This window comes from Acidiluteibacter ferrifornacis, assembly GCF_009909615.1.
Classification (GTDB): Bacteria; Bacteroidota; Bacteroidia; order Flavobacteriales_E; family Vicingaceae; genus Acidiluteibacter; species Acidiluteibacter ferrifornacis.
Genome location: NZ_WWNE01000003.1, coordinates 319,836 through 340,731, shown reverse-complemented (window position 1 = coordinate 340,731; position 20,896 = coordinate 319,836). Strand labels below are relative to the sequence as shown.

16 protein-coding genes are annotated in these 20,896 nt (G+C 36.4%); 9 read left to right on the top strand and 7 right to left on the bottom strand.

The features are described from left to right. Positions 1-18: 18 nt before the first annotated feature. Positions 19-330, bottom strand: a complete 312-nt coding sequence (locus tag GQN54_RS01715; protein ID WP_160631329.1) for a hypothetical protein — start codon at positions 328-330, stop codon at positions 19-21. Between the two features lie 435 nt (positions 331-765). Here GQN54_RS01715 and lipB point away from each other — a divergent pair, with 435 nt between their 5' ends. After that, entirely contained in the window at positions 766-1,431 is a 666-nt protein-coding gene (gene lipB, locus GQN54_RS01710; protein WP_160631327.1) for a lipoyl(octanoyl) transferase LipB, read from the top strand. Here the strand turns inward: lipB and lipA are convergent. The 4 genes from lipA to GQN54_RS01690 all read right to left on the bottom strand — a co-directional run bounded on the left by lipA (position 1,428) and on the right by GQN54_RS01690 (position 7,887). Further along, positions 1,428-2,306 carry a lipoyl synthase gene (gene lipA, locus GQN54_RS01705; RefSeq protein ID WP_160631325.1) on the bottom strand — a complete coding sequence of 293 codons (879 nt, stop codon included), beginning with the start codon at positions 2,304-2,306 and terminating at the stop codon, positions 1,428-1,430. The two genes, lipB and lipA, sit on opposite strands and share 4 nt — an antisense overlap. A 174-nt stretch (positions 2,307-2,480) precedes the next feature. Beyond that, positions 2,481-3,050, bottom strand: a complete 570-nt coding sequence (locus tag GQN54_RS01700) for a MarC family protein (RefSeq protein WP_160631323.1) — start codon at positions 3,048-3,050, stop codon at positions 2,481-2,483. A gap of 78 nt (positions 3,051-3,128) precedes the next feature. After that, positions 3,129-5,270: a ribonuclease R gene (rnr, locus tag GQN54_RS01695; RefSeq protein ID WP_160631321.1), complete on the bottom strand. Its 2,142-nt coding sequence runs from the start codon at positions 5,268-5,270 to the stop codon at positions 3,129-3,131. A 541-nt stretch (positions 5,271-5,811) separates the two neighbouring features. Continuing rightward, positions 5,812-7,887 (bottom strand): tetratricopeptide repeat protein, encoded by a 2,076-nt coding sequence (locus tag GQN54_RS01690; RefSeq protein WP_160631319.1) that lies wholly within the window; start codon positions 7,885-7,887, stop codon positions 5,812-5,814. 138 nt (positions 7,888-8,025) lie between these two features. On the opposite strand from GQN54_RS01690, the gene GQN54_RS01685 reads away from it, so the two are divergent. The 5 genes from GQN54_RS01685 to GQN54_RS01665 are packed head-to-tail and all read left to right on the top strand — an operon-like array spanning position 8,026 to position 14,553. After that, a complete protein-coding gene (locus GQN54_RS01685; RefSeq protein ID WP_160631317.1) occupies positions 8,026-9,375 on the top strand; it encodes an NAD(P)/FAD-dependent oxidoreductase in 1,350 nt (449 codons plus the stop codon). A gap of 2 nt (positions 9,376-9,377) precedes the next feature. Further along, the gene (locus GQN54_RS01680; protein ID WP_160631315.1) at positions 9,378-10,940 is read left to right on the top strand and encodes a 4Fe-4S binding protein; all 1,563 of its coding nucleotides are present in this window, start codon (positions 9,378-9,380) and stop codon (positions 10,938-10,940) included. Between the two features lie 25 nt (positions 10,941-10,965). Beyond that, positions 10,966-11,661 carry a glycosyltransferase family 2 protein gene (locus GQN54_RS01675; protein ID WP_207554786.1) on the top strand — a complete coding sequence of 232 codons (696 nt, stop codon included), beginning with the start codon at positions 10,966-10,968 and terminating at the stop codon, positions 11,659-11,661. 13 nt (positions 11,662-11,674) lie between these two features. Then, positions 11,675-13,153, top strand: coding sequence for a cellulose synthase family protein (locus GQN54_RS01670; protein WP_160631313.1), 1,479 nt, complete (start codon positions 11,675-11,677; stop codon positions 13,151-13,153). After that, positions 13,150-14,553: a hypothetical protein gene (locus GQN54_RS01665; RefSeq protein ID WP_160631311.1), complete on the top strand. Its 1,404-nt coding sequence runs from the start codon at positions 13,150-13,152 to the stop codon at positions 14,551-14,553. The genes GQN54_RS01670 and GQN54_RS01665 overlap by 4 nt, the downstream gene beginning before the upstream one ends. On the opposite strand, the gene GQN54_RS01660 is transcribed toward GQN54_RS01665, so the two are convergent. After that, complete coding sequence (locus GQN54_RS01660; protein WP_160631309.1) at positions 14,550-15,302, bottom strand: glycerophosphodiester phosphodiesterase; 753 nt, start codon at positions 15,300-15,302, stop codon at positions 14,550-14,552. The two genes, GQN54_RS01665 and GQN54_RS01660, sit on opposite strands and share 4 nt — an antisense overlap. Positions 15,303-15,569: 267 nt before the next feature. On the opposite strand from GQN54_RS01660, the gene GQN54_RS01655 reads away from it, so the two are divergent. Further along, positions 15,570-17,294, top strand: coding sequence for a toxin-antitoxin system YwqK family antitoxin (locus tag GQN54_RS01655; RefSeq protein ID WP_160631307.1), 1,725 nt, complete (start codon positions 15,570-15,572; stop codon positions 17,292-17,294). A 92-nt stretch (positions 17,295-17,386) separates the two neighbouring features. Continuing rightward, on the top strand, positions 17,387-19,339 hold the full coding sequence (locus tag GQN54_RS01650; RefSeq protein ID WP_160631305.1) for a T9SS-dependent choice-of-anchor J family protein: 1,953 nt from the start codon (positions 17,387-17,389) through the stop codon (positions 19,337-19,339). A 72-nt stretch (positions 19,340-19,411) separates the two neighbouring features. Here the strand turns inward: GQN54_RS01650 and GQN54_RS01645 are convergent, their stop codons facing one another. Next, positions 19,412-20,239: a mechanosensitive ion channel family protein gene (locus GQN54_RS01645; RefSeq protein WP_160631303.1), complete on the bottom strand. Its 828-nt coding sequence runs from the start codon at positions 20,237-20,239 to the stop codon at positions 19,412-19,414. A 183-nt stretch (positions 20,240-20,422) separates the two neighbouring features. Between GQN54_RS01645 and rimP the strand changes: the two genes are divergently transcribed. Further along, positions 20,423-20,890: a ribosome assembly cofactor RimP gene (gene rimP / locus GQN54_RS01640; RefSeq protein ID WP_160631301.1), complete on the top strand. Its 468-nt coding sequence runs from the start codon at positions 20,423-20,425 to the stop codon at positions 20,888-20,890. The last annotated feature ends 6 nt before the right edge of the window (positions 20,891-20,896 follow it).

Genomic DNA, 20,896 nt, shown 5'->3' with positions numbered 1-20,896 from the left:
ACTTTAGTTAAATGGAAATTAATGTATGCGCAATCCAGCGAACAATAAAGTGGAAGTGTTAGGATATAACCTAGACTGTGAGTTTTTACTTCCTTTAAAGCCATTGATATCCGCATCGATTAAAAATCCAAGTTCAATGATTTCATTATTTTTTATGATTATTCTGGACCCGAATTCACACATAAGGGAAACAAAGTTAGAATTAAAATCGGAAGGACTTGCAACAAAAGGAGCAGAAGAGTATTTTTCAGATAGAAGACAATGTATGGCACCGCCCAATTTAATATCCGGTGAAGATTTCTGTAGTCCCATATAGATATAGGCAAACATAAGATTAGGTGTGATGTATTGCAATTGATAGGCTAGCTTAATTTCAAAGACTTGTGGTTCTCTTATAAGACGAATTCTATTGGTGAATTTTTAATTCAACTACTCGTAAGAGGTGTTAAAATGGTTGCCCCACTTTTCATTGATTGCTTTTATTATTGAAAGTCATGCAGTATAGCTTAGGGAATTGTTAAAGGCGATGTTGGTGGTATATTGGGATTTGTCTAGTATATTCGGGATGAATGGTACTTTATACTACCTATTAGGACTGCTCGAATAAACTTGTAAATTTACCCCGTAATTAACGGTCTGTCCTACTGGCTCAAATTAGAAGCATGATTGGAAGACAAGTAATAGGAAATAAATTAGAGTTGAATTTTCCATCTATTGGAAAATTAATAATACAAACCCTGTCTTCTGGGGTTTAAAATAGAGGCAATGAAACGAAAACACTTTAATGAGTTGATTTTAAATCAAACTGATTACCTCTCTGCTTTGCACTTGCAAGAAGATCTATTTGATCGAAAATTGGCCAAAAAGCAAAATGGAGAAGTTGATCTAAATTACCTAATCCTGCTAGAACATCCTCATGTTTTCACCCTAGGGAAGTCTGGTGATGTGGGTAATTTAAAAGTGAAACCTGAAGACGTGGAAGCCACTTATGTAGCGACAAATAGAGGAGGAGATATTACATATCATGGTCCTGGACAATTGGTGGGTTACCCTATTTTAGATCTAGATCAATATGGGTTCGGTGTCCGCCAATACGTAGAACTGTTGGAAGAGTGCGTAATCGATTGCTTAAAACATTACGGTTTAAAAGGGGAGCGAATAAAGGAAGCTAGTGGAGTATGGATAGATGCAGAGTCTGATTTCCCGAAAAAAATATGTGCGGTTGGAATCAAAGTAAGTATGGGTATAACTATGCATGGCTTTGCATTCAATGTCAATACCAACCTCGATTATTTTGATTACATCGTTCCTTGCGGATTGGCTGATAAAGGAGTGACTTCATTAGAACAAGAATTGGGTAGAACCATTCCGATGGAAGAAGTGCAGCAATTGTTTATTTCGAAGATGAAAGCCCGCTTTTATAGCAATTAAATATGTCGCTCAGCGTGATAAGACGAGCGCACCAAAGGACCACTTTCTACGTGAGTGAATCCCAATTCCATTCCAATGTTTTTATATTCCGCAAATACATCTGGGTGCACAAATTCAGAAACAGGCAAATGCTTCTTAGTTGGTTGTAAATACTGGCCTATAGTTAGGATGTTTACATCTACACTTCTCAAGTCATTCATAGTTTTAATGACTTCTGCTTTGGTTTCTCCTAGGCCAACCATAATCCCGGACTTCGTGCGCTGAATGCCACCTTTCTTCAATCGATCCAACACTTCAATACTTCTCCAATATTTGGCTTGAATTCTCACCTCTTTTGTAATGCGTTCAACTGTTTCTATGTTGTGTGATACAATTTCAGGCTTCACATCAATGATGTATTGTAGGTTTTCCCATTCTCCTTTAAAGTCTGGAATCAATGTTTCTATAGTCGTGGCCGGATTGTATTTTCGAATCAAGTCCACAGTTTTTTTCCATGCATTGGCTCCTCCGTCTGCTAAATCATCTCGATCTACAGAAGTAATCACGCAGTGCTGTAGCTTCATTAATTCTACCGAACGAGCAATTTTTAAAGGCTCAAAAGGATCTAATTCTTCTCCTTTTCCGGTGGCTACATTGCAAAACTGACAAGAACGGGTACAAGTGTTTCCCAAAATCATAAAAGTAGCAGTTCCTGCTCCCCAGCATTCAGCTTGGTTCGGACATTTTCCTGACTGGCAAATGGTGTGGAGGTTATTCTCATCTACAATGTTCTTGAGTTTTTTATACTCTTCGCCCGATGAAATTTTTGATTTTAACCACTTTGGTTTTCCTATTTTGACTGGTTGATCCGCTTTGTTCTTGAATAGATTTGCCATTGCCTGAAATTTGAAGGCCAAAGGTAACTAACGAAATTTTACTAGTAAATGTTTAAGTAGAGAAATGAGGTGTTCACGATGAATTATAAATAAAACAGCCGCAGAACGGGGGCGAACTACGGCTGTTTTTTTACACTAAAACTACTAATCTAACTAACTTAATCTAACTAACTATTATACCCCCATATTGGTTCTGAATAATTTAACGGCTATTGCCAATAAGATTATCCCAAATATTTTTCTTAAAATGGCTATCCCTCCTGGACCAAGCACTCGTTCTATCATACTAGATGATTTTAGAACTGCATATACAACGATCATATTCAGAAATATTGCAATAACAATGTTAATAGTTGCAAATTCTGCTCTTAATGATAGTAAGGAAGTCATCGTTCCAGCACCCGCAATTAATGGGAAAGCAATTGGAACAATTGACGCAGTTTCAGGGATGTCGTCTTTGTACAAACGAATGCCAAGTATCATTTCAAGTGCTAAAAAGAAAATGATAAATGAGCCTGCAATAGCAAAGGAGTTAACATCTATACCAATTAGACTTAGTATGGACTCTCCAATGAATAAGAATAAAATCATTATGAAAAGCGCTACTACACTCGCTTTTTCAGACTTTATTTTACCTACTTTTTGACGCAGATCGATGATAATAGGCACAGAACCTATTATGTCGATAACGGCAAACAATACCATGCTTGCTGTTGCGATCTCTCTGTAGTCAAATTCATTCATTTCTTCTTCCTCTTAAATGGGCGGGCAAAATTAGAGAAAAAATTAATATGCAAGCATAGTAGATGAAATAAATTTTATTTAGTAGTCAATTAAATCAAAATCAAGTTGTTTCTTTGTTAGGTCGGCTTTTAAAACCTTAATTGTAACTTCATCCCCCATTCGAAGTACGTTGCCTTTTCGCTTACCTTTCACTGCAAAGTCTTTCTCATCGTAGAAATAATAGTCGTCTGTAAGTGCTTTTAGTCGCACTAGTCCTTCACATTTAGTCTCTACGATTTCCACAAAAATCCCAAAATCACTAACCCCAGAAATAACTCCGGTGTAGATTTCGCCAATTTTGTCTTTCATAAACTCCACTTGCTTGTATTTGATAGAAGCTCGTTCGGCCTCGGCTGCTAATTTTTCTCGATCAGAAGCGTATTTGCATTGTTCACTTAATAACTCTTCATTGGCAGACTTTCCACCGTCTAAATAATGTTGCAATAATCGGTGAACCATTACGTCAGGGTATCGTCGAATAGGTGAAGTAAAGTGAGTGTAATATTTAAAACCAAGTCCATAATGACCTACATTGTCGGTAGAATAGACCGCTTTAGACATGGTTCGTATAGCTAACTGGGAAATCAATTGTTCTTCGCCTTTTCCTTTCACGTCTTCCATCAATTTATTCATGGTTCTGCTCACTCCTTTTGGAGAAGTAGTGTCAATTCCATATCCAAACTTTTTGATGAAGCCTGCGAATAATTCTAATTTTTCAGGATCTGGACTTTCGTGTATTCGATAAACAAAGGCTTTTTTACTGGCTTTCTGTTTTTCCTGTCCTATAAATGCGGCTACTTTTCGGTTGGCTAGCAGCATAAAATCCTCAATAAGTTGGTGAGCATCTTTTTGTTCTTTTAAGAACACTCCTATAGGTTTTCCATCCTTATCTAATTCAAACTTCACTTCCAACTGGTGAAAATCAATAGACCCATGCTTAAAACGTTCTTTTCTCAAATTTTTTGCAATTCCATTTAATTTTAGGATGATCTCAGAAAAGTCTCCCTCTCCAGATTCAATACGCTCTTGTGCTTCTTCATAGGTAAAACGTCTGTCAGAATGAATTACTGTACGGCCAAACCATTCGTTGGAAACGTTTCCTTCTTTATCCATTTCGAAAACGGCAGAAAAACACAATTTGTCTTCATTTGGTCGTAGTGAGCAAGCAAAATTCGACAGCACCTCTGGTAACATCGGGATAACTCGATCTACCAAATAAACCGAAGTTCCTCTTTCGTAAGCTTCTTTGTCTAATGGAGAGCCTTCTTTTAAATAGTGAGCCACATCAGCAATGTGCACACCAATTTCCATTTTTCCATTCTCCAATTCTTGATAAGAAATGGCATCATCAAAATCTTTTGCATCGTAAGGGTCAATGGTGAAAGTAGTCACCTCACGCATGTCTCTTCGAAGCTTGATTTCTTCTTTGGTAATCTTTGTATCTATTTTATCTGCAGCGTCCAATATCTTTTTAGGGAAATGAATCGGCAAACCGTATTCTGCCAAGATAGAATGCATTTCTGTTTCATTGTCTCCAGGCATTCCAAGCACCTTGATAATTACACCAAAGGGATTTTTAGCTCCTTCTGGCCAATCGGTAATTTTAGCGACTACTTTTTCGCCATCTTTGGCTTTACCAAGTTTATCCTTATCAATGTATATATCAGCAGGAACTTTTCTATCGTCAGGAATAACAAAAGCAAAGTTTTTATTCATCTGCACTGTGCCAACAAATTCTACTTTAGATCTCTTGACAATATGTACGATTTCGCCTTCGACTTTCCCGCTCTTTTTTACTTTTAGTATCGCAACCTCTACTTCATCACCATGCATGGCATTAGCCGTATGATTAGAAGATACATAGACGTCATCCAATCTATCATCAAGAGGTACAATATATGCTGCACCTGAAGCCGTCATGTCAACGGTTCCTAATATTACTTCTCTAGCTCTTTTGGTAATGATAAATCTTCCCAAGTCTATTTCTTCTAGCTTTCCCTCGTCTGCTAGTTCGTATAAAATTTTACTTACAATTTTACGCACAGAGGGCTTGGTGATGTTTAGTCGCTTAGAAATCTGTTTGTAGTTGAATATTTTTGAGGGTTCACTTCTAAAAAGGTCCAAAATTGCTTTGGAATAGTTTTTTATCGATGAAGGTGGTTGGTATTTTCTCTTTGCCATTCGGCTTGTTTTCTTTTAATGATTATTTGATTGCATCGAAATGCTCTGCAAAACTAATCAATTGTTAGGTAGTGCAAATTTAAATAAAGGTTATGGTGGTTTGGCAATAATAAAGGAGCCTTGAATACTTCGATAAATGTATAACAAGGTTAGTCGAAGCAAAATGTCTTACTTTTTTGTCACATTGAGCTTTTTGAGTTTACACTGAGTATTGCCGAAGTGAAATGTTTAACAAAAAAGCATCAACAACTTTGGCTTTTATTTTGCCGCAGGGTTGAAAATACCTGATCGCGCGGACTTGCAGTCCGTGTGTATTTTTTGTGAGGACTTGCAGTCCCTTTTCATGTTCATTTAACTTAAAAATTTCCAACTCCTATTCAAAATCACAATAGGAATTATCCCAACTGAATCCTCAAGATTTTTTCCAACGGACTAAAAGTCCTCTTTTCTTTCAAGCTTATTTTCGCGGACTGCAAGTCCGCGCTAACGGGTTTCGCCGTCAGGCAATTAATAATTAACCCTTAACAATTCACCATTAATCCTAATCACACTTACTCTCCAGTGCATTCGCCGCCGCCTTACTGCCTAATCCGGTTGCTGTTTGCCATGACAAACACGCTTTTGCTTTGTCTCCAATCGACCAATATACATTAGCTAAATTGTTGTGGGCGCTTGCGTTTTGTGGAACTATCTCAATCACTTTTAGGTAGTCTTCTATGGCTCCTTGAGTGTCTTTCATTCCTAGTTTTACATCGGCACGATAATACAAGGCTTCAGCATTTTTAGGATTGGCTTTTATGGCATCATCGAAATGCTTCAAGGCATAATCAAACGCACCAATGTTGGTCAACTGACGGCCTTTGTAGATGACGTATTTTCGATCTTCCATTGGTTCTAATTCCTGAGTGCGATCCATATCGGCGATTCCCTTTTCGTACTCCTTTAAGTAGAAATGAGCCAACGCTCTGTTCTTGTACACTGAATGTTGGTTGGGCTTGATTTCAAGTGATTTGCTAAAATCTACAATGGCACCTTCATAATTTTCCATTTGTGCCTTGGCGATGGCTCTTCCGTTGTATGCTTCAGCGTTTAAGGAGTCTAATTTTAAGCTTTCGTCAAAGTCGGATAGTGCGGCCTCTATGTTTCCCAAGTTGGCATTCGCCATTCCTCGGTTCGCCAGAATCAATGCATCCGCTCCTTTAAATTCCAACGCTTTGTTGTAATCTTCTAATGCTTTTTGGGCTTCATTTCTATTCAAGTAAATGTTACCTCGATTGGTGTAAGCCAAATCCAAAGATGGGTTAATTTCCAGGGCTTTGTTGAGGTCTAAAAATGCCGCATCGTAATTGTTGTTGAGGTAAAGTGCTTGCCCTCTTTCGTTGTATGGAATGGCTTTTTTTGGATAGTTGAAAATAACATTCGTCCATAGTTTTTCACTGCTTTCCCAAACTTCTACTCGATTATAGGCTTTTATCGAATAAAATGAAAGTAGAATGAACGAAATTCCACCAATCATTGGTCCTACTTTTTTAGCATTGATTTTAGTGGAGAGGGTTACAATAAACTGTCCGATCAACAAGAAAAGACCGATGTTAGCAATGTAAGCATAACGCTCATTTACGATGTCGTTTCCTGTTGGAATAATCTTTACAATCAGTAGAATGTTTACCAAGTAAAACAAACTAGAGAAAATAAGCAGTTTGTTTTTTCGGCCTAAAAAGAAAATAGCAGCTACCACTGCCATCAATGCAAAAGGAGCAGCGAAATAGATCCACTCCAACTGACCGTGTAATGGGTAAAAATACTTTGCAGATTGTTCTAGCGGAAGAAGACTTTTCAGCGGGTAGAATAATATGGAATAACTCACCATTGAGATTCGTTCAAAAATGGAATATTCCTGCATGCTTTGAATAAAGTCGATGGATTGTTGCGCTTTGATATTAATGATTCCGAAAAGAAGTGAAAGTGCAAAAAATGGCACTTTTTCTAAGACGGTTTTGAAAGATAGTTTTCGATCTTGGTAGTAATCAATAATCAGCAAAACAATAGGAAAAGTAACTGCTGCCGATTTACTAAAAAGAGCGAGCAAGAAAAAGACGAGACTCAAGCCATAGTTCAATATCGAAGATTCTTGATGGCTTCGTTTGGCGTATACAATTAATCCCAACAGAAAGAAAAAGGCGTAACACAAATCTTTTCGGCTACTCAACCAAGCCACATTCTCCACACTCATGGGGTGCACAGCGAAAAGTAAAGCCGCGATAATTGGAAGGAAAGTATTTGAATTGATCTTTCGGACAAAAAAGTACACCAAAAAGGAGTTCATGATGTGGAACAGTATATTGGTAAGGTGAAATACAAAAGGATCTCCGCCTCCAATTTTCCAATCCAACGCCCATGATAAAGTTGTAATGGGGTGGTACAACCCCTCAATGAAATTCGTAAACATTCCAACGAGCGACTCCATATTTAGGTTTAGTACATATTGATTATTGAAAATCAATACATCGTCATCGTAGTTGATTAAGTAATTGTAATCAGTAGATTGAGAGTAAATCAATCCAATTAAAATGGGAATAAGTAGTAAAACTAATTTTGGAGAAAATGTTTTGCTCATAATGCAATGATAAGAAATCGGGAGTAGTTAAAAATGTTATATTGCAGAATATAAAAATAACATTTTACACCGCATTTGGTCTGTAAAATGACAGTAAAAAATAAACAATTGGCTTTTCTTTGCACTAAATAGACAACTATGCGGCACATCGTTATAATTGGAAACGGAATCTCAGGAGTTACGGCTGCGCGACATTTACGTAAGCAATCTGATTTTAAAATTACCATCATCTCTGGGGAGACCGAGCATTTTTTCTCTAGAACTGCCTTAATGTATGTGTTTATGGGGCATATGAGATATGAAAATATCAAGCCTTATGAAGATGAATTCTGGGAGAAAAATCGAATTGATTTAATTTTTGGGTGGGTAGAAAAAGTAGATGCGTCAGCCTCAGAATTGAAATTAGCAGATGGCTCGATTGTTAAATATGACGAATTGATTATTGCCACTGGCAGTGTTCCAAATAAGTTTGGGTGGAAAGGTCAAGACTTAATAGGTGTGCAAGGCTTATACTCTTGGCAAGATTTAGAATTGCTAGAAGAAAATGTAAAGCGTACCGAAAGAGCTGTCATTGTAGGTGGAGGTTTAATAGGTGTGGAATTAGCTGAAATGCTTAAAACACGTAATATAGAGGTCACTTTTTTAGTTCGGGAGGGTCGTTTTTGGGGAGGCATATTACCCAAGGAGGAAGGACAATTAATTTCCGATCACATCCAATCGAATGGAGTCAATATTGAATTTAATACAGAGTTAGAAGAAGTTATTGATGATGGAAAAGGACAAGTAAAAGCTATTAAAACTAAAGATGGGCGCATTATTCAGTGTGAATTATTAGGGCTAACAGTGGGAGTTCACCCAAATGTTTCATTCTTAAAAGATTCTGAAATTAAAATCAATAAGGGGGTTCTTGTAGATCACTTTTTACGCACCAATATTTCTAATGTGTATGCCATAGGCGATTGTGCAGAGTTTTATAGACACCCAACAGATAGAAAAAATATAGAGCAGGTGTGGTACACGGGTAAAATGATGGGAGAGACAGTTGCTCAAACTATATCTGGAAATGAAACGGCTTACCAACCTGGTGTTTGGTTTAATTCTGCTAAGTTTTTTGAAATAGAGTATCAAACTTATGGATGGGTTTGGAACAAGCCAAAGGAAAACGAGACCGTTTTTTGTTGGCAACAGAAGGGTAAAGATCGAATGGTGAAATTGGTTTTTGATAAAAATACTAATGCATTGCTAGGGATAAATACATTTGGAATCCGATTGCGTCACGAAGTGTGCAATGCATGGATTGAAAATAGAACGTCCATCGATACAGTAATTCAAAATTTCGGTGGAGCCAATTTTGACCCAGAATTTTTTGCACCCTTTGAGCAAGAATTATTGGATCAATACAATCAGCAATTCAATAAAAATTTGGTTTTAAAAATGAAAAAAAGTGGACGAATAGCGAATCTGCTTTCTAAAATATTAAACAGTTAACTATGAAAATTATTCAACGCATCGGACTGTTTTTGTTCGCTATCGGATTCATAGCATTTATAGGTAGTTTATTCATTAGTTCCTATACTTTGACTCAAGAAACCATTATCAATAATGCACAAAGTAAGGCACAAGCAACCATTTTAACGGAAGTTCTAGCTGAGGTTGTGAATCATAATTATACCTCCAAATGGGCTTTCGTAAGTGCCATTAATAATGAAATAGAAACTTTGAATACTGCCTACAGAGAAAATCAAGAATGGGATAAAGTAATATACAATCAGAAAGAATTGCTTTTTTATTTTACTAAAAATTCTACAGTTGGACCTATTAAAAGTAAAGGTACATTGTGGTTTTTACTCACCTTTGGAGTTGGTATTTTAGGAGCGGTATTGACTAATTTATTCAGTTATATCGGACATGCCGGAATTAAAAACAATGGGATATTTTTCAGTAAATGGAAAAGCCGAGGATGGATAGGGATGATTTTGGGAGGTTTTTTGATTTTATTTTATATTTTATTGTACTGGTTTCCAATGTATATTGCCGAGTGGGCATTGATGTTGGATCCGTTGAGTAAATCGCTGAGTGGAAACCCTGCCAGTCAGTGGTTCTTATATGGTTTTTTGTATACGGTGGCTATCATTACAATGGGAATTCGTTTCATCAAAAAGTATCGCCATAACAAGTACCAAGTAGTTCGAACAATTTCAGTCATGTTTTTTCAGACCTCATTTGCGTTTATCATTCCCGATATTCTAGCTCGTTTGAATTTACCAGCTTACGATTTGAAAAATATTTTTCCATTGGATTATACCTTGTTTTTTGAATGGCGGTTGGATGAGTATCTCGCGAATGGATTTATTGGGTACTTCATGTTATTTTGGTCAATAAGCTTGTTTTTAATTGGAGTTCCATTAATCACTTATTTCTATGGAAAACGTTGGTATTGCTCATGGGTTTGTGGTTGTGGAGGTTTGGCAGAAACAGCCGGTGATGAGTTTAGGCATTTGTCTGATAAATCATTAAAAGCATGGAGGTTGGAGCGATTTACGATACACACAGTTTTAGTATTTGCTATTTTTATGACTGTTGCAGTGATTTACGCATACATAACTGGCGATAATCACTTTTTAGGAATGGATACCTACAAAATCCGTGAATGGTACGGGTTTGCAATCGGTTCTGTATTTGCAGGAGTTGTCGGAACTGGATTCTATCCCATATTGGGAAATAGAGCATGGTGTCGATTTGGTTGCCCATTGGCGGCTTATTTAGGATTGGTTCAACGATTCAAATCTCGATTTAGAATAACTACGAATGGAGGTCAATGTATTTCTTGTGGTAATTGCTCAACATACTGCGAAATGGGAATTGATGTAAAATGGTACGCCCAAAGAGGACAGAATATTGTTCGTTCCTCTTGTGTTGGTTGTGGAATTTGCTCAGCTGTTTGCCCGAGAGGGGTATTAAAATTAGAAAATGGTGCTGAAGAAGGTCGTTTTAATGATGAAAGTATATTTACTTTTGGCAACGATGGAGTGCGCTTGAGAGACGACTTGTAGCTGAATCCTTTAAAATTTTAAAATTTTGCAACCCGATATAATAGTAATCATACCCGCATTTAACGAAGAAAATTCGGTGGGCAAAGTGGTGAACGACATCCCAAAAGAATGGGTGCAGGAGGTTATTGTTGTCAATAATAACTCAACTGATGCTACTTCAGAAAATGCACAAAAGGCAGGAGCAACTGTATTGGCTGAGCCCAGACAGGGCTATGGTAGAGCATGTTTGAAAGGAATGGAATACGTTGCTCAATTGTCCAACAAGCCAGATATTATTGTCTTCCTCGATGCTGATTATTCAGATTATCCAGAGGAGTTGCCATTAGTGGTCCAGCCCATTATTGATGAAACCGCTGATCTAGTGATTGGTTCTAGAGCATTGGGCGATCGGGAAGGTGGCTCAATGACGATTCCACAGATTTTTGGGAATTGGTTGGCAACTACTTTAATTCGTTGGTTATATAAAGTAGAGTATACTGACTTAGGTCCATTTAGAGCGATTAAGTACGATAAGTTAGTGTCACTAAATATGGAAGACAAAACCTATGGTTGGACGGTAGAAATGCAAGTAAAGGCCGCAAAAAAAGGTGTCAAATCGACGGAAGTGGCCGTGAATTATAAAAAAAGAATAGGTCACTCAAAAGTATCAGGAACTGTTAAGGGAACTATTTTGGCAGGATACAAAATTATTACAACTATTTTTAAATACGCGTGGAGTTAATCAGAGGAGTGAAATGCATTTAGAACTTATTTTTATTTTACTTTATGGATTGGCGTTGTGCTTCATCTTTACATACAGCATCATTCAGGTTTATTTGGTACACAGTTACCTCAAAAAATCTCGAGGTGAGGATAAAGTGCTGAAATTGGATTCAGCACTCCCAATAGTAACTGTACAGTTGCCATTGTTTAATGAATTGTACGTAGTTGAACGATTAATTGACGCTGTAGCGAAATTTGAATATCCAAAAGAGTTGTTAGAGATTCAGATACTGGATGACAGTACCGATGAAACAGTAGATATTGTCCGTCGTAAAATTCAACCTTTTGTTCAAGATGGATTTTCGATTCAGCACATTCATCGAGTGAATCGTTCAGGATTTAAAGCAGGCGCATTGGCCGAAGGTTTATTGAAAGCAAAAGGAGAATTTATTGCCATCTTTGATGCCGATTTTTTACCGAATCCTGATTTTCTACTAAAAATGCTATCTGCCTTCGAAGATCCGAAAGTTGGAATGGTACAGAGCAAGTGGGAGCACATCAATCAAGATTATTCGTTGTTGACCAAGTTGCAAGCCTTTGGTTTAGATGCCCATTTTTCAATAGAGCAAGGTGGTCGAAACAACTCTGGGCATTTTATGAATTTTAATGGGACTGCTGGCATTTGGCGAAAAACAGCAATTGTAGATGCCGGTGGTTGGCAGTCGGATACTTTGACTGAAGACTTAGATTTAAGTTATAGAGCGCAATTGAAGGGGTGGAAGTTCCAATTTAGAGAGCAAGTAGGAGCGCCTGCAGAATTGCCAGCAGAAATGAATGCACTGAAAACACAACAGTTCCGATGGACGAAAGGAGCCGCCGAATGTGCCCGTAAGAATTTAGGAAAGGTGTTAGTTGCAAAAGACTTAGGCTTGGGGACAAAAGTGAATGCCATTTTTCATCTGATGAATAGCGGTGTTTTTATCTGTATTGTATTAGTGGCGTTGCTTTCCGTGCCTATGCTTTTTGTAAAGAACAGTATGGAGCAGTATTTATGGCTATTTAAAATAGGTAGTATTTTTATTTTGTCATTACCCATTTTGGGTGTTTTTTACTGGGTTTCTATTTCAAAGCACTACACGAATAAATGGAAAGCATTAAAGTATTTTTTCGGATTGTTTCCCTTATTTTTGTCGGTAAGTATGGGTCTCTCATTGCATAATGCAATTGCAGTAATTGAAGGGTACATTGGTAGAAAAACGCCATTTATCAGAACTCCTAAGTTTAACTTGAAGGATAAAACGCAATCATGGAAGACAAATGTATATATCAAAAAATCACTCTCCCCATTAATTATGCTGGAATTATTACTAACCATTTATTTTATAGGTGCAATATTTCTAGGAATTTATTTCAATGATTATGGACTATTACCTTTTCACATAATGTTGGTATTTGGTTTTGGATTTGTATCTTTAACCTCTATAGTTCATTCATTTAAAACAGTATCATGAAACTGACTTGGCAAAAGGCACTCGTTGTTTTTGGTTCAGGGCTTATTTATCTGTTCATAGCTTATTATTTAAATCGGGAAGAGTGGTATTATTTATTTCCTTCAATAGCTGCATTGTTTGGAGGGTATTTATATCTCGCATACAGTAGGCAGGATTCGCTTTTTCAACCCAACCATAAGTTATTCAATGATTATCCGATTCTTTGGATGGCCATTGCATTTCGCTTTATTTTCATTTTTAGTTTGCCAGAGCTCTCTGATGATTTCTATCGATTCATTTGGGATGGATTATTATCAGTAAATGAAATAAACCCTTTTCTGCAAAAGCCCACAGAAGTGCTGCAAATGACATTTGCAATGGAGCGTGGGTTCACCTCAGACTTTTTAAATCGATTAAATTCACCTGAATATTACACGGTTTATCCTGCTTTTAGCCAGTATCTTTTCATGATAAGTGCTTATATAGGAGATGGAAATATATTAGGTTCGGTAGTGATATTGAGGATAATAATATTTGCAGCTGAGGTCGGTACTATTGTGTTGCTTTCAAAGTTGCTTTACCTTATTAATATTTCTAGGAAAGCAGTTTTAATCTATGCATTAAATCCATTGATAATTATAGAGTTGGTAGGAAATGTGCATGTCGAGGCCATTATGATCTTTTTTTTAGTTGCCGCCTTCTACCAACTCCAAAAAGGTAACTGGATTTATTCGGCCATATTAATGTCTCTTGCAATTTGCACTAAATTAATTCCTTTAATGCTATTGCCATTGTTGTTGCCCACAATTGGTTTGAAAAAGTCGGTTAAGTATTACTCAGTTGTTTTGGGAGGGTGTTTAGTTTTATTTTATCCATTCCTTTCCGAAGCTACAGTATTACATATAGGAAATAGTGTGGGTTTATATTTTCAAAACTTTGAGTTCAATGCTAGCCTCTATTTTATACTCCGAGAAGTCGGTTTTTGGATAACTTCATACAATCAAATCGGAATTATTGGTCCTATTTTGAGTATAATTTCCCTTGGGCTTATTTTATGGATATCTTTCAAGAAATTAGGGGGGAGTTTTAAAATAATCTTTGTAAAAGCCATATTGGTGTTATCGATTTATTTTGCTTTTGCCACGGTGGTTCATCCCTGGTACCTATCAACTTTAATTGTATTTGCTGTATTTTTAAAAGGAAACCGTTTTGCTTTGATCTGGTCAGCTTTGGTTTATTTAAGTTATTTCACCTATAGAGATTCCAATTATCACGAGTTAGTGGGATTGACCTTGTTGTCTTATCTACCAGTTTATTACTTTTTCTATAGGGATGTCATCTTGGATAAAAAATTAAAAGCCAGAAGTAACAAACAGGCTTTAAAAATGAAACAGAAACAACAGTTGGTTGATTTTGGTTAACGTAGAGTTTGAAGAGCAATTGTGGGATAATCAGTAATTATACCGTCAACGCCAATTGCATTTAATGTTCTCATTTTGTCCGGATCGTTTACGGTCCATACATTCACCTTTTTGCCCATTTGATGTATTTTGTTGACTACCTTCCTGTTTACATAACCTTGTTTTAGTCCGACTTCATCAACAAAATCATAGCGTTTAAACTTTTTGTAGTGTAAGTTGCTTCCTGCGTAGTAGGGCTTGATGGGGACAAATGTGCTAAACAGCTTATGGATTGGAGAACTAATCTTCATATCTCGCAAATCAAATAATGAATTGTCATCAAAAGATTGAAAAATACAATCATTCTCCGCATTCATCTCCTTTACAATATTCCAAGATAGCATTTCTAAATCAGGGTGATAGTTTCTCCTATTTTTCAATTCAATCAATAAGGTCGACTTTCCTTTTGTAGTATCTATAACCTCTTCCAGTAGTGGTATCCTTTCATTAGAAAAGTGTGAAGAGAAATGGCTGCCAAAATCTACCTCTTTAAGTTGGTTGTAGGTAAGGTTTTTGATTCTTCTAATACTACCATTAATACGACGTAATGATCGATCGTGAATAACTACTACTTTTTTATCAGCCGTTAAGCGGACATCAATTTCAATTCTATCTACGCCTACATCAATGCCTCGCTTAATTGCTGCAAGCGTGTTTTCTGGAGCTTCACCTCCTGCACCTCTATGTCCTATAATAATCGTTTTTCCCATTTCGAATTGTAAAAGAACACTATTTCTAGTTGAATTCAAATAGGTATAATCTTCATTTCACTAATTTCAAATGAGTGTTAATTTAACAAGATTGCTATCATTCAGGGATGTTCTGTTTCTCTCGAGTTCTTATAGTAATTGAATAATCGGCAAGAAAGCAATTATATTAATAAATGTTAGTTTAAAACATTTCGGACTAATACGTTTTCTGACCTTGTCAATTAGATACATTTGTAATTGAACTCAATAGTACTCAAAAATAACATCATGATGAAAATTTCTGTTTTTATGCTTTCTATCTTGTTTTGCCTCAATGTTTTTTCACAAACAGATACCACCACTTATTACTGGAGTAATCAAAAAGTAAAAGCCAAGGGGGTAATGAAACAAGGAGGAATTGAAGAAGGCACTTGGAAGTTTTATGATCAAAATGGGAAGTTAAAACAAATAGTAACCTATAGAAATGGAATTTTTGATGGTCCTTTTAAAAATTACTATGCTGATGCTGGAATCAGTGAAATAGGAAGTTTCTACAAAGCTAAAATGGATGGACCCTTTGAGTCTTATTATCCAAATGGGAAATTAAAGCAAACTGGCTTTTACAATATGGGTTTTCTCGATAGTAATTGGACGTGGTATTCTGAAGCGGGTAAATTAGAACAAAAAGGGCAGTACGATCTGGATAAGAAAGTAGGGGATTGGGTTTATTACTACCCTAATGGGACGATGAAAGCTATTTTTGTAAATAATGATAGGGGGGCTATTCTGAAAGATTTTTTCACAGACAGTGGTGAGCAATTGGTTGAAAATGGCAATGGTAAATGGACACTTTATTATGAAAACGGAAAGTTAAAAGAGCAAGGGTTTTATGAAGATGGACTAAAAAGCGGGAAATGGGAATACTTTTCGGAGAATGGAAATTTGATTGAAATTGGTGAATTTATAAATGGACTAAAAGATGGGAATTGGAAAACTTATCATTCGTTGACTACCGTTATTAAATTAAATGCATTTTATGAGGCAGGTAAACGAGTGGGAAAATGGAGTCATTTTTATCAGGAAGGACAGTTGGCAAAAGAAATGTCTTATGAAAACGATATAGAATCTGGGGTATATCGGGAATATTTTTTGAATGGAGAGCTAAGCCTCAAAGGATTTTATGAGAATGGGAAGAAAAGCGGAGAATGGGAATGGTTCCTGCAAGATGGTAAGAAAGACATGACTGGTAGTTTTTTGGAGGGTATGCAACATGGTTTCTGGACATACTACTTCAATACCAACGGTAAGGTGTTAAGCAATGGGTTTTATACCGCCGATAAGCAAACAGGGAAATGGCAATATTATTATGAAAATGGAGTCCTTTGGAAAGAAGGGGAGTTTAAAGAAGGACTGAAGGATGGTCACTGGGCATATTGGTATGAGAATAAGTCTAAGCTTATGGAAGGAAGTTTCTTGAAAGGTAAAGAGGATGGTAGTTGGGTTTCATATTTTGAAAATGGGAAAGTGAAAGATCAGGGATCATACTCTTCTGGGTTAATGACTGGAGAATGGAAGGGGTTTTATAATGATGGCAAACAAAGATATGTCGGTAGCTACGTCGATGGGTTGAAATCAGGGATGTGGAGCTTTTGGAATGAAAAAGGTCAAAAGGAGTTGGATCAAAATTATGAGGAAGGTCGACCAGATGGATTGAGAATTAGTTACTACGAGAATGGAAAGGTAAAGGATAAGGGTAGTTATTCCGATGGAATTCAAGTAGGGAAGTGGGAGTATTTCTACGATAATGGGAATAAGGAAATGGAAGCTACATATAAGAAAGGTCGTCAGGATGGTAAAGTAATAACCTACCACGAAATTGGAACCATTGCTAGCGAAAAGAACTACAAAGATGGAATTCCAAATGGAAAATTCATTTATTATGCAAAACGTGAAGGGAAGGTTTTGAAATCAATGATTTATAAAGATGGTAAAAAAGTAAGTGAATCGAAGTAGTAAATTTTTAAAAATGCTGAATGGTCAGTGTTTTGAATTTTGGTTTCTATATATTTGTTAATCTTAAATTAATATACATTTAAATTAACTACATGAAAATCAAAAATTACTTTCTTTCAATTGTCCTAATTTCTCTAGGGTATAGTGGTTTTAGTCAGACTATATTTTCAGAGAACTTTAATGGCGCAAATCCTTTTGCAAACTGGACATTAATTAATGCTGATGGCCGTACTCCCGATGCAAATGTTGCTTTTGTAAATGCCGCATGGGTAACTACTGCAGACTCTAGTGCTTCAGATTTAGCCGCTGTATCTACCTCTTGGTATTCCCCAGCAGGTGCTGCAGATGATTATATGATTACTCCTCGAATTATTCTAGGAACTGGAAATTATTTGCAATTTGATGCTTTAGCTATAGATCCTTCTTTTCCTGATGGGTATCAGCTGCGAATTTCTACAACCACACCAACTGTTGCAGGGTTGATGGCAAACCCAGCCTTATTGACAGTACCAGCTGAAAATAGTACTTGGAACAGAAGAACCGTAGATCTAAGTGCATACAATAACGATACTATTTACTTAGCTTGGAGAAATAATTCAAACGACATGTATTTATTGTTGGTTGATAATATTATCGTATTTACACCTCCTACAGAAGATGTCGTTTTGAAATCTTTATCGATGAATAATGTGTATACCAATGCTTCTAATGTGACTGTTTCAGGAGTAATTGAAAATGCTGGAGTAAATGCATTAACTAGTGTTAAAGTGAATTGGACAGCTGACGGCGGAACAACTGTTAATACAGATGTACTTTCAATAAATGTAGCAAGTTTTGCTAGCCAGTCGTTTACTCATTCAATGACTTGGACTGCTAGTAATCCTGGAGTGAATACTGATATTAAAGTATGGGTATCTGAGCCAAATAATACTGTTGATGCAAATCCCGCTAACGATACTTTAGTTAAAACGGTTTTTGTAAACAATGGAACTTCTGGTAACAAGAAAGTGTTGGTAGAGGAATTTACGACTGCTCCTTGTCAATTTTGCCCAGATGGAGCCGTTGTTGTTGAAAATATATTAGCTGCAGTACCTGAAGCGGTTGCAGTTGGTATTCATGCAGGGTTTGGTACTGATGCCATGACTATTCCTGCGCATTCATCATACGCTGCAGCATTTGCATCTGGAGCACCTACAGCTTCTATTGATAGAAAATTGTTTGATGGTGAGTCTGATGTAGCGATTAGCAGAGCAAGTAATGGTTGGCTAAATGCTGTTAATGCCCAAAAAGTAGTACCTACTCCGTGTAATGTTTCTATTTCAGGGTCGATAAGTGGATCAACCGCTAATGTTGATGTTAATGTAAACTTTGTAGATTATCCTGTAAATCCACAAAATTTAAGAGTGACCCTTTTTGTTGTAGAAGATAGTGTTACAGGTACTGGTTCCGGATATAATCAAGTAAACTATTACAATTCAATTGCAGGACATCCTTATTATGGAAAAGGAAATCCAATTGTTGGTTTCGTTCACAAGCATGTAGTTCGTTCAGTTCCTACAGGAACTTGGGGTGATGCGACTTATTTTGCTTCAAATCCTACGTTAAACTCAATACATTCAAATTCTTATTCTGTAAGTATTGACCCGAACTGGAAAATGAAAGATATTTCTTTTGTCGCTTTTGTAAACTATTACAATCCAAACGGAGGACTAGATGAGTATGAAATCCTAAATGTCGAAGAAGTAAAATTGTCTAGTTTAGTTGGAGCAAAAGAGAATATTGCTTCAAAAGTTGACTTTTCAGTTTATCCAAATCCTGCTAGAGACATTGCGAATGTAACTTTGAATCTGAAAGAAAGTGCTAACGTAGAAGTTGCTATTTTAGATATGACAGGTAAGCAAGTAAGTTTTATAAACTTCGGATCAGTTAATGTCGGAACTCAAATTTTAGAGTTAAACACTTCTGATTTATCGGATGGTTTGTATTTTGTGAACCTGAAAATAGGTGACGAAATGAAGTCTACTAAAATCGCAGTAATGAAATAGTGATTCTTTAGTATAAAGAAAATAGCCCTGTGGTTTTGATACCACAGGGCTATTTTAATTTATAAGTGATAATTATTTATTCGCAGGAATCATGTGCACATCTCTTTGTGGGAAAGGGAAGCTTACACCTTCTTTGTCAAATGCATATTTCACCTTTTCAGTGGTTTCAAAATTAACGTTCCAATAGTCTTCGTTCTTTGTCCAAGCGCGCAAAGATAGATTGACAGAACTATCGCCTAAACCTTCTAAAACAACAACTGGTGCTGGGTCCTTTAATACTCGACTGTCTTCATTAATTATTCTTAATAAAATCTCTCTAGCTTGTTTTACATCATCACTGTAATCGATACCGTAGGTTTGAACCAATCTACGTGTACTTTCTGTAGAATAGTTGGTTACTGATCCAGTAGATAATCCTCCATTTGGAATGATGATAGTTTGGTTGTTAGGTGTTTTAAGGATGGTGTTAAAAATTTGAATTGCTGTAACAGTTCCTGAAAATCCTTGAGCTTCTATAAAGTCTCCAACTTTGAATGGTTTGATGATCAATAAAATCACACCACCTGAGAAGTTTTGTAAAGTACCTGAGAGCGCCATTCCAATTGCCAAACCAGCAGCACCAAGTATAGCGATGAATGAAGTCATCTCTATTCCTACCATTCCCATCACTGTAATAACTAATAATACCTTCAATACCATGCTAAACAAGCTTTTTAAGAAGGGTTTTAGCGAGGCGTCTATTTCTCTTTTGTCTAGTAAATTAGATACAGTCTTTGTAAAAAACTTAATGACCCATAATCCAATAATTAAAGTTAGAATTGCTAAAATTAATTTAGGGCCATAAGTGATTACCATTTCTACCATTTGGTCTTGGTATTTTGTTACGTCGATTTCTTCCATAATTTTTAATGAGTTTTTGTTAATGAATACAATTTGTAAAATACAAAAGTAAGTTTCGGCATTCACACATACAATTATTCAACCAATTGATTCAAATACAGAATTTATGTGTACATTTGCAACCGATTTAATAAGTTGATATTTGGAGGGGACTGATGTCCCCTCTTTTTATAGCAGTAATTCATGATAACAGAAAAGGTAATTCGTACACTAATTGATGAAAAACTAGGAGGTTCAGAAACCTATTTAGTGGATTTGTCGGTAAGCTCATCTAACCAGATTAAAATAGAGTTAGATAGGATGGAGGGCGTTAGCATTGATGAGTGTGTCGCAATGAGTCGCCATATTGAGTCAGCTCTTGATAGAGAAACAGAGGATTTCGAATTGCAAGTTTCTTCTCCAGGTCTTGATCAGCCTTTTAAAGTTTTTCAACAATATGTTAAAAATATTGGCAGAGAAGTTAGCGTATTGAAGGTTGATGGGAAAAAGTTGAAAGGATTGCTGTTGGATGCTAATCAGGATTCTATAACTATTGAATATTCAACGAAAGAGAAAATCGAAGGAAAAAAGAAAAAAGAAACAATCATTCACAAGGATGCAATTCCGATGAATGAGATAAAAGAAACTAGAATAATTATATCGTTTAAATAGTAAAAC

What these genes read in the sequence shown, in the direction of transcription:
- GQN54_RS01670 (WP_160631313.1), top strand. Translation starts at nt 11,675, where the DNA reads ATGCATTTAGAACTTATTTTTATTTTACTTTATGGATTGGCGTTGTGC.
- lipB (WP_160631327.1), top strand. Translation starts at nt 766, where the DNA reads ATGAAACGAAAACACTTTAATGAGTTGATTTTAAATCAAACTGATTAC.
- lipA (WP_160631325.1), bottom strand. Translation starts at nt 2,306, where the DNA reads ATGGCAAATCTATTCAAGAACAAAGCGGATCAACCAGTCAAAATAGGA.
- GQN54_RS01645 (WP_160631303.1), bottom strand. Translation starts at nt 20,239, where the DNA reads ATGGAAGAAATCGACGTAACAAAATACCAAGACCAAATGGTAGAAATG.
- GQN54_RS01660 (WP_160631309.1), bottom strand. Translation starts at nt 15,302, where the DNA reads ATGGGAAAAACGATTATTATAGGACATAGAGGTGCAGGAGGTGAAGCT.
- rimP (WP_160631301.1), top strand. Translation starts at nt 20,423, where the DNA reads ATGATAACAGAAAAGGTAATTCGTACACTAATTGATGAAAAACTAGGA.
- GQN54_RS01655 (WP_160631307.1), top strand. Translation starts at nt 15,570, where the DNA reads ATGATGAAAATTTCTGTTTTTATGCTTTCTATCTTGTTTTGCCTCAAT.
- GQN54_RS01715 (WP_160631329.1), bottom strand. Translation starts at nt 330, where the DNA reads ATGTTTGCCTATATCTATATGGGACTACAGAAATCTTCACCGGATATT.
- GQN54_RS01685 (WP_160631317.1), top strand. Translation starts at nt 8,026, where the DNA reads ATGCGGCACATCGTTATAATTGGAAACGGAATCTCAGGAGTTACGGCT.
- GQN54_RS01700 (WP_160631323.1), bottom strand. Translation starts at nt 3,050, where the DNA reads ATGAATGAATTTGACTACAGAGAGATCGCAACAGCAAGCATGGTATTG.
- GQN54_RS01680 (WP_160631315.1), top strand. Translation starts at nt 9,378, where the DNA reads ATGAAAATTATTCAACGCATCGGACTGTTTTTGTTCGCTATCGGATTC.
- GQN54_RS01690 (WP_160631319.1), bottom strand. Translation starts at nt 7,887, where the DNA reads ATGAGCAAAACATTTTCTCCAAAATTAGTTTTACTACTTATTCCCATT.
- GQN54_RS01650 (WP_160631305.1), top strand. Translation starts at nt 17,387, where the DNA reads ATGAAAATCAAAAATTACTTTCTTTCAATTGTCCTAATTTCTCTAGGG.
- GQN54_RS01665 (WP_160631311.1), top strand. Translation starts at nt 13,150, where the DNA reads ATGAAACTGACTTGGCAAAAGGCACTCGTTGTTTTTGGTTCAGGGCTT.
- rnr (WP_160631321.1), bottom strand. Translation starts at nt 5,270, where the DNA reads ATGGCAAAGAGAAAATACCAACCACCTTCATCGATAAAAAACTATTCC.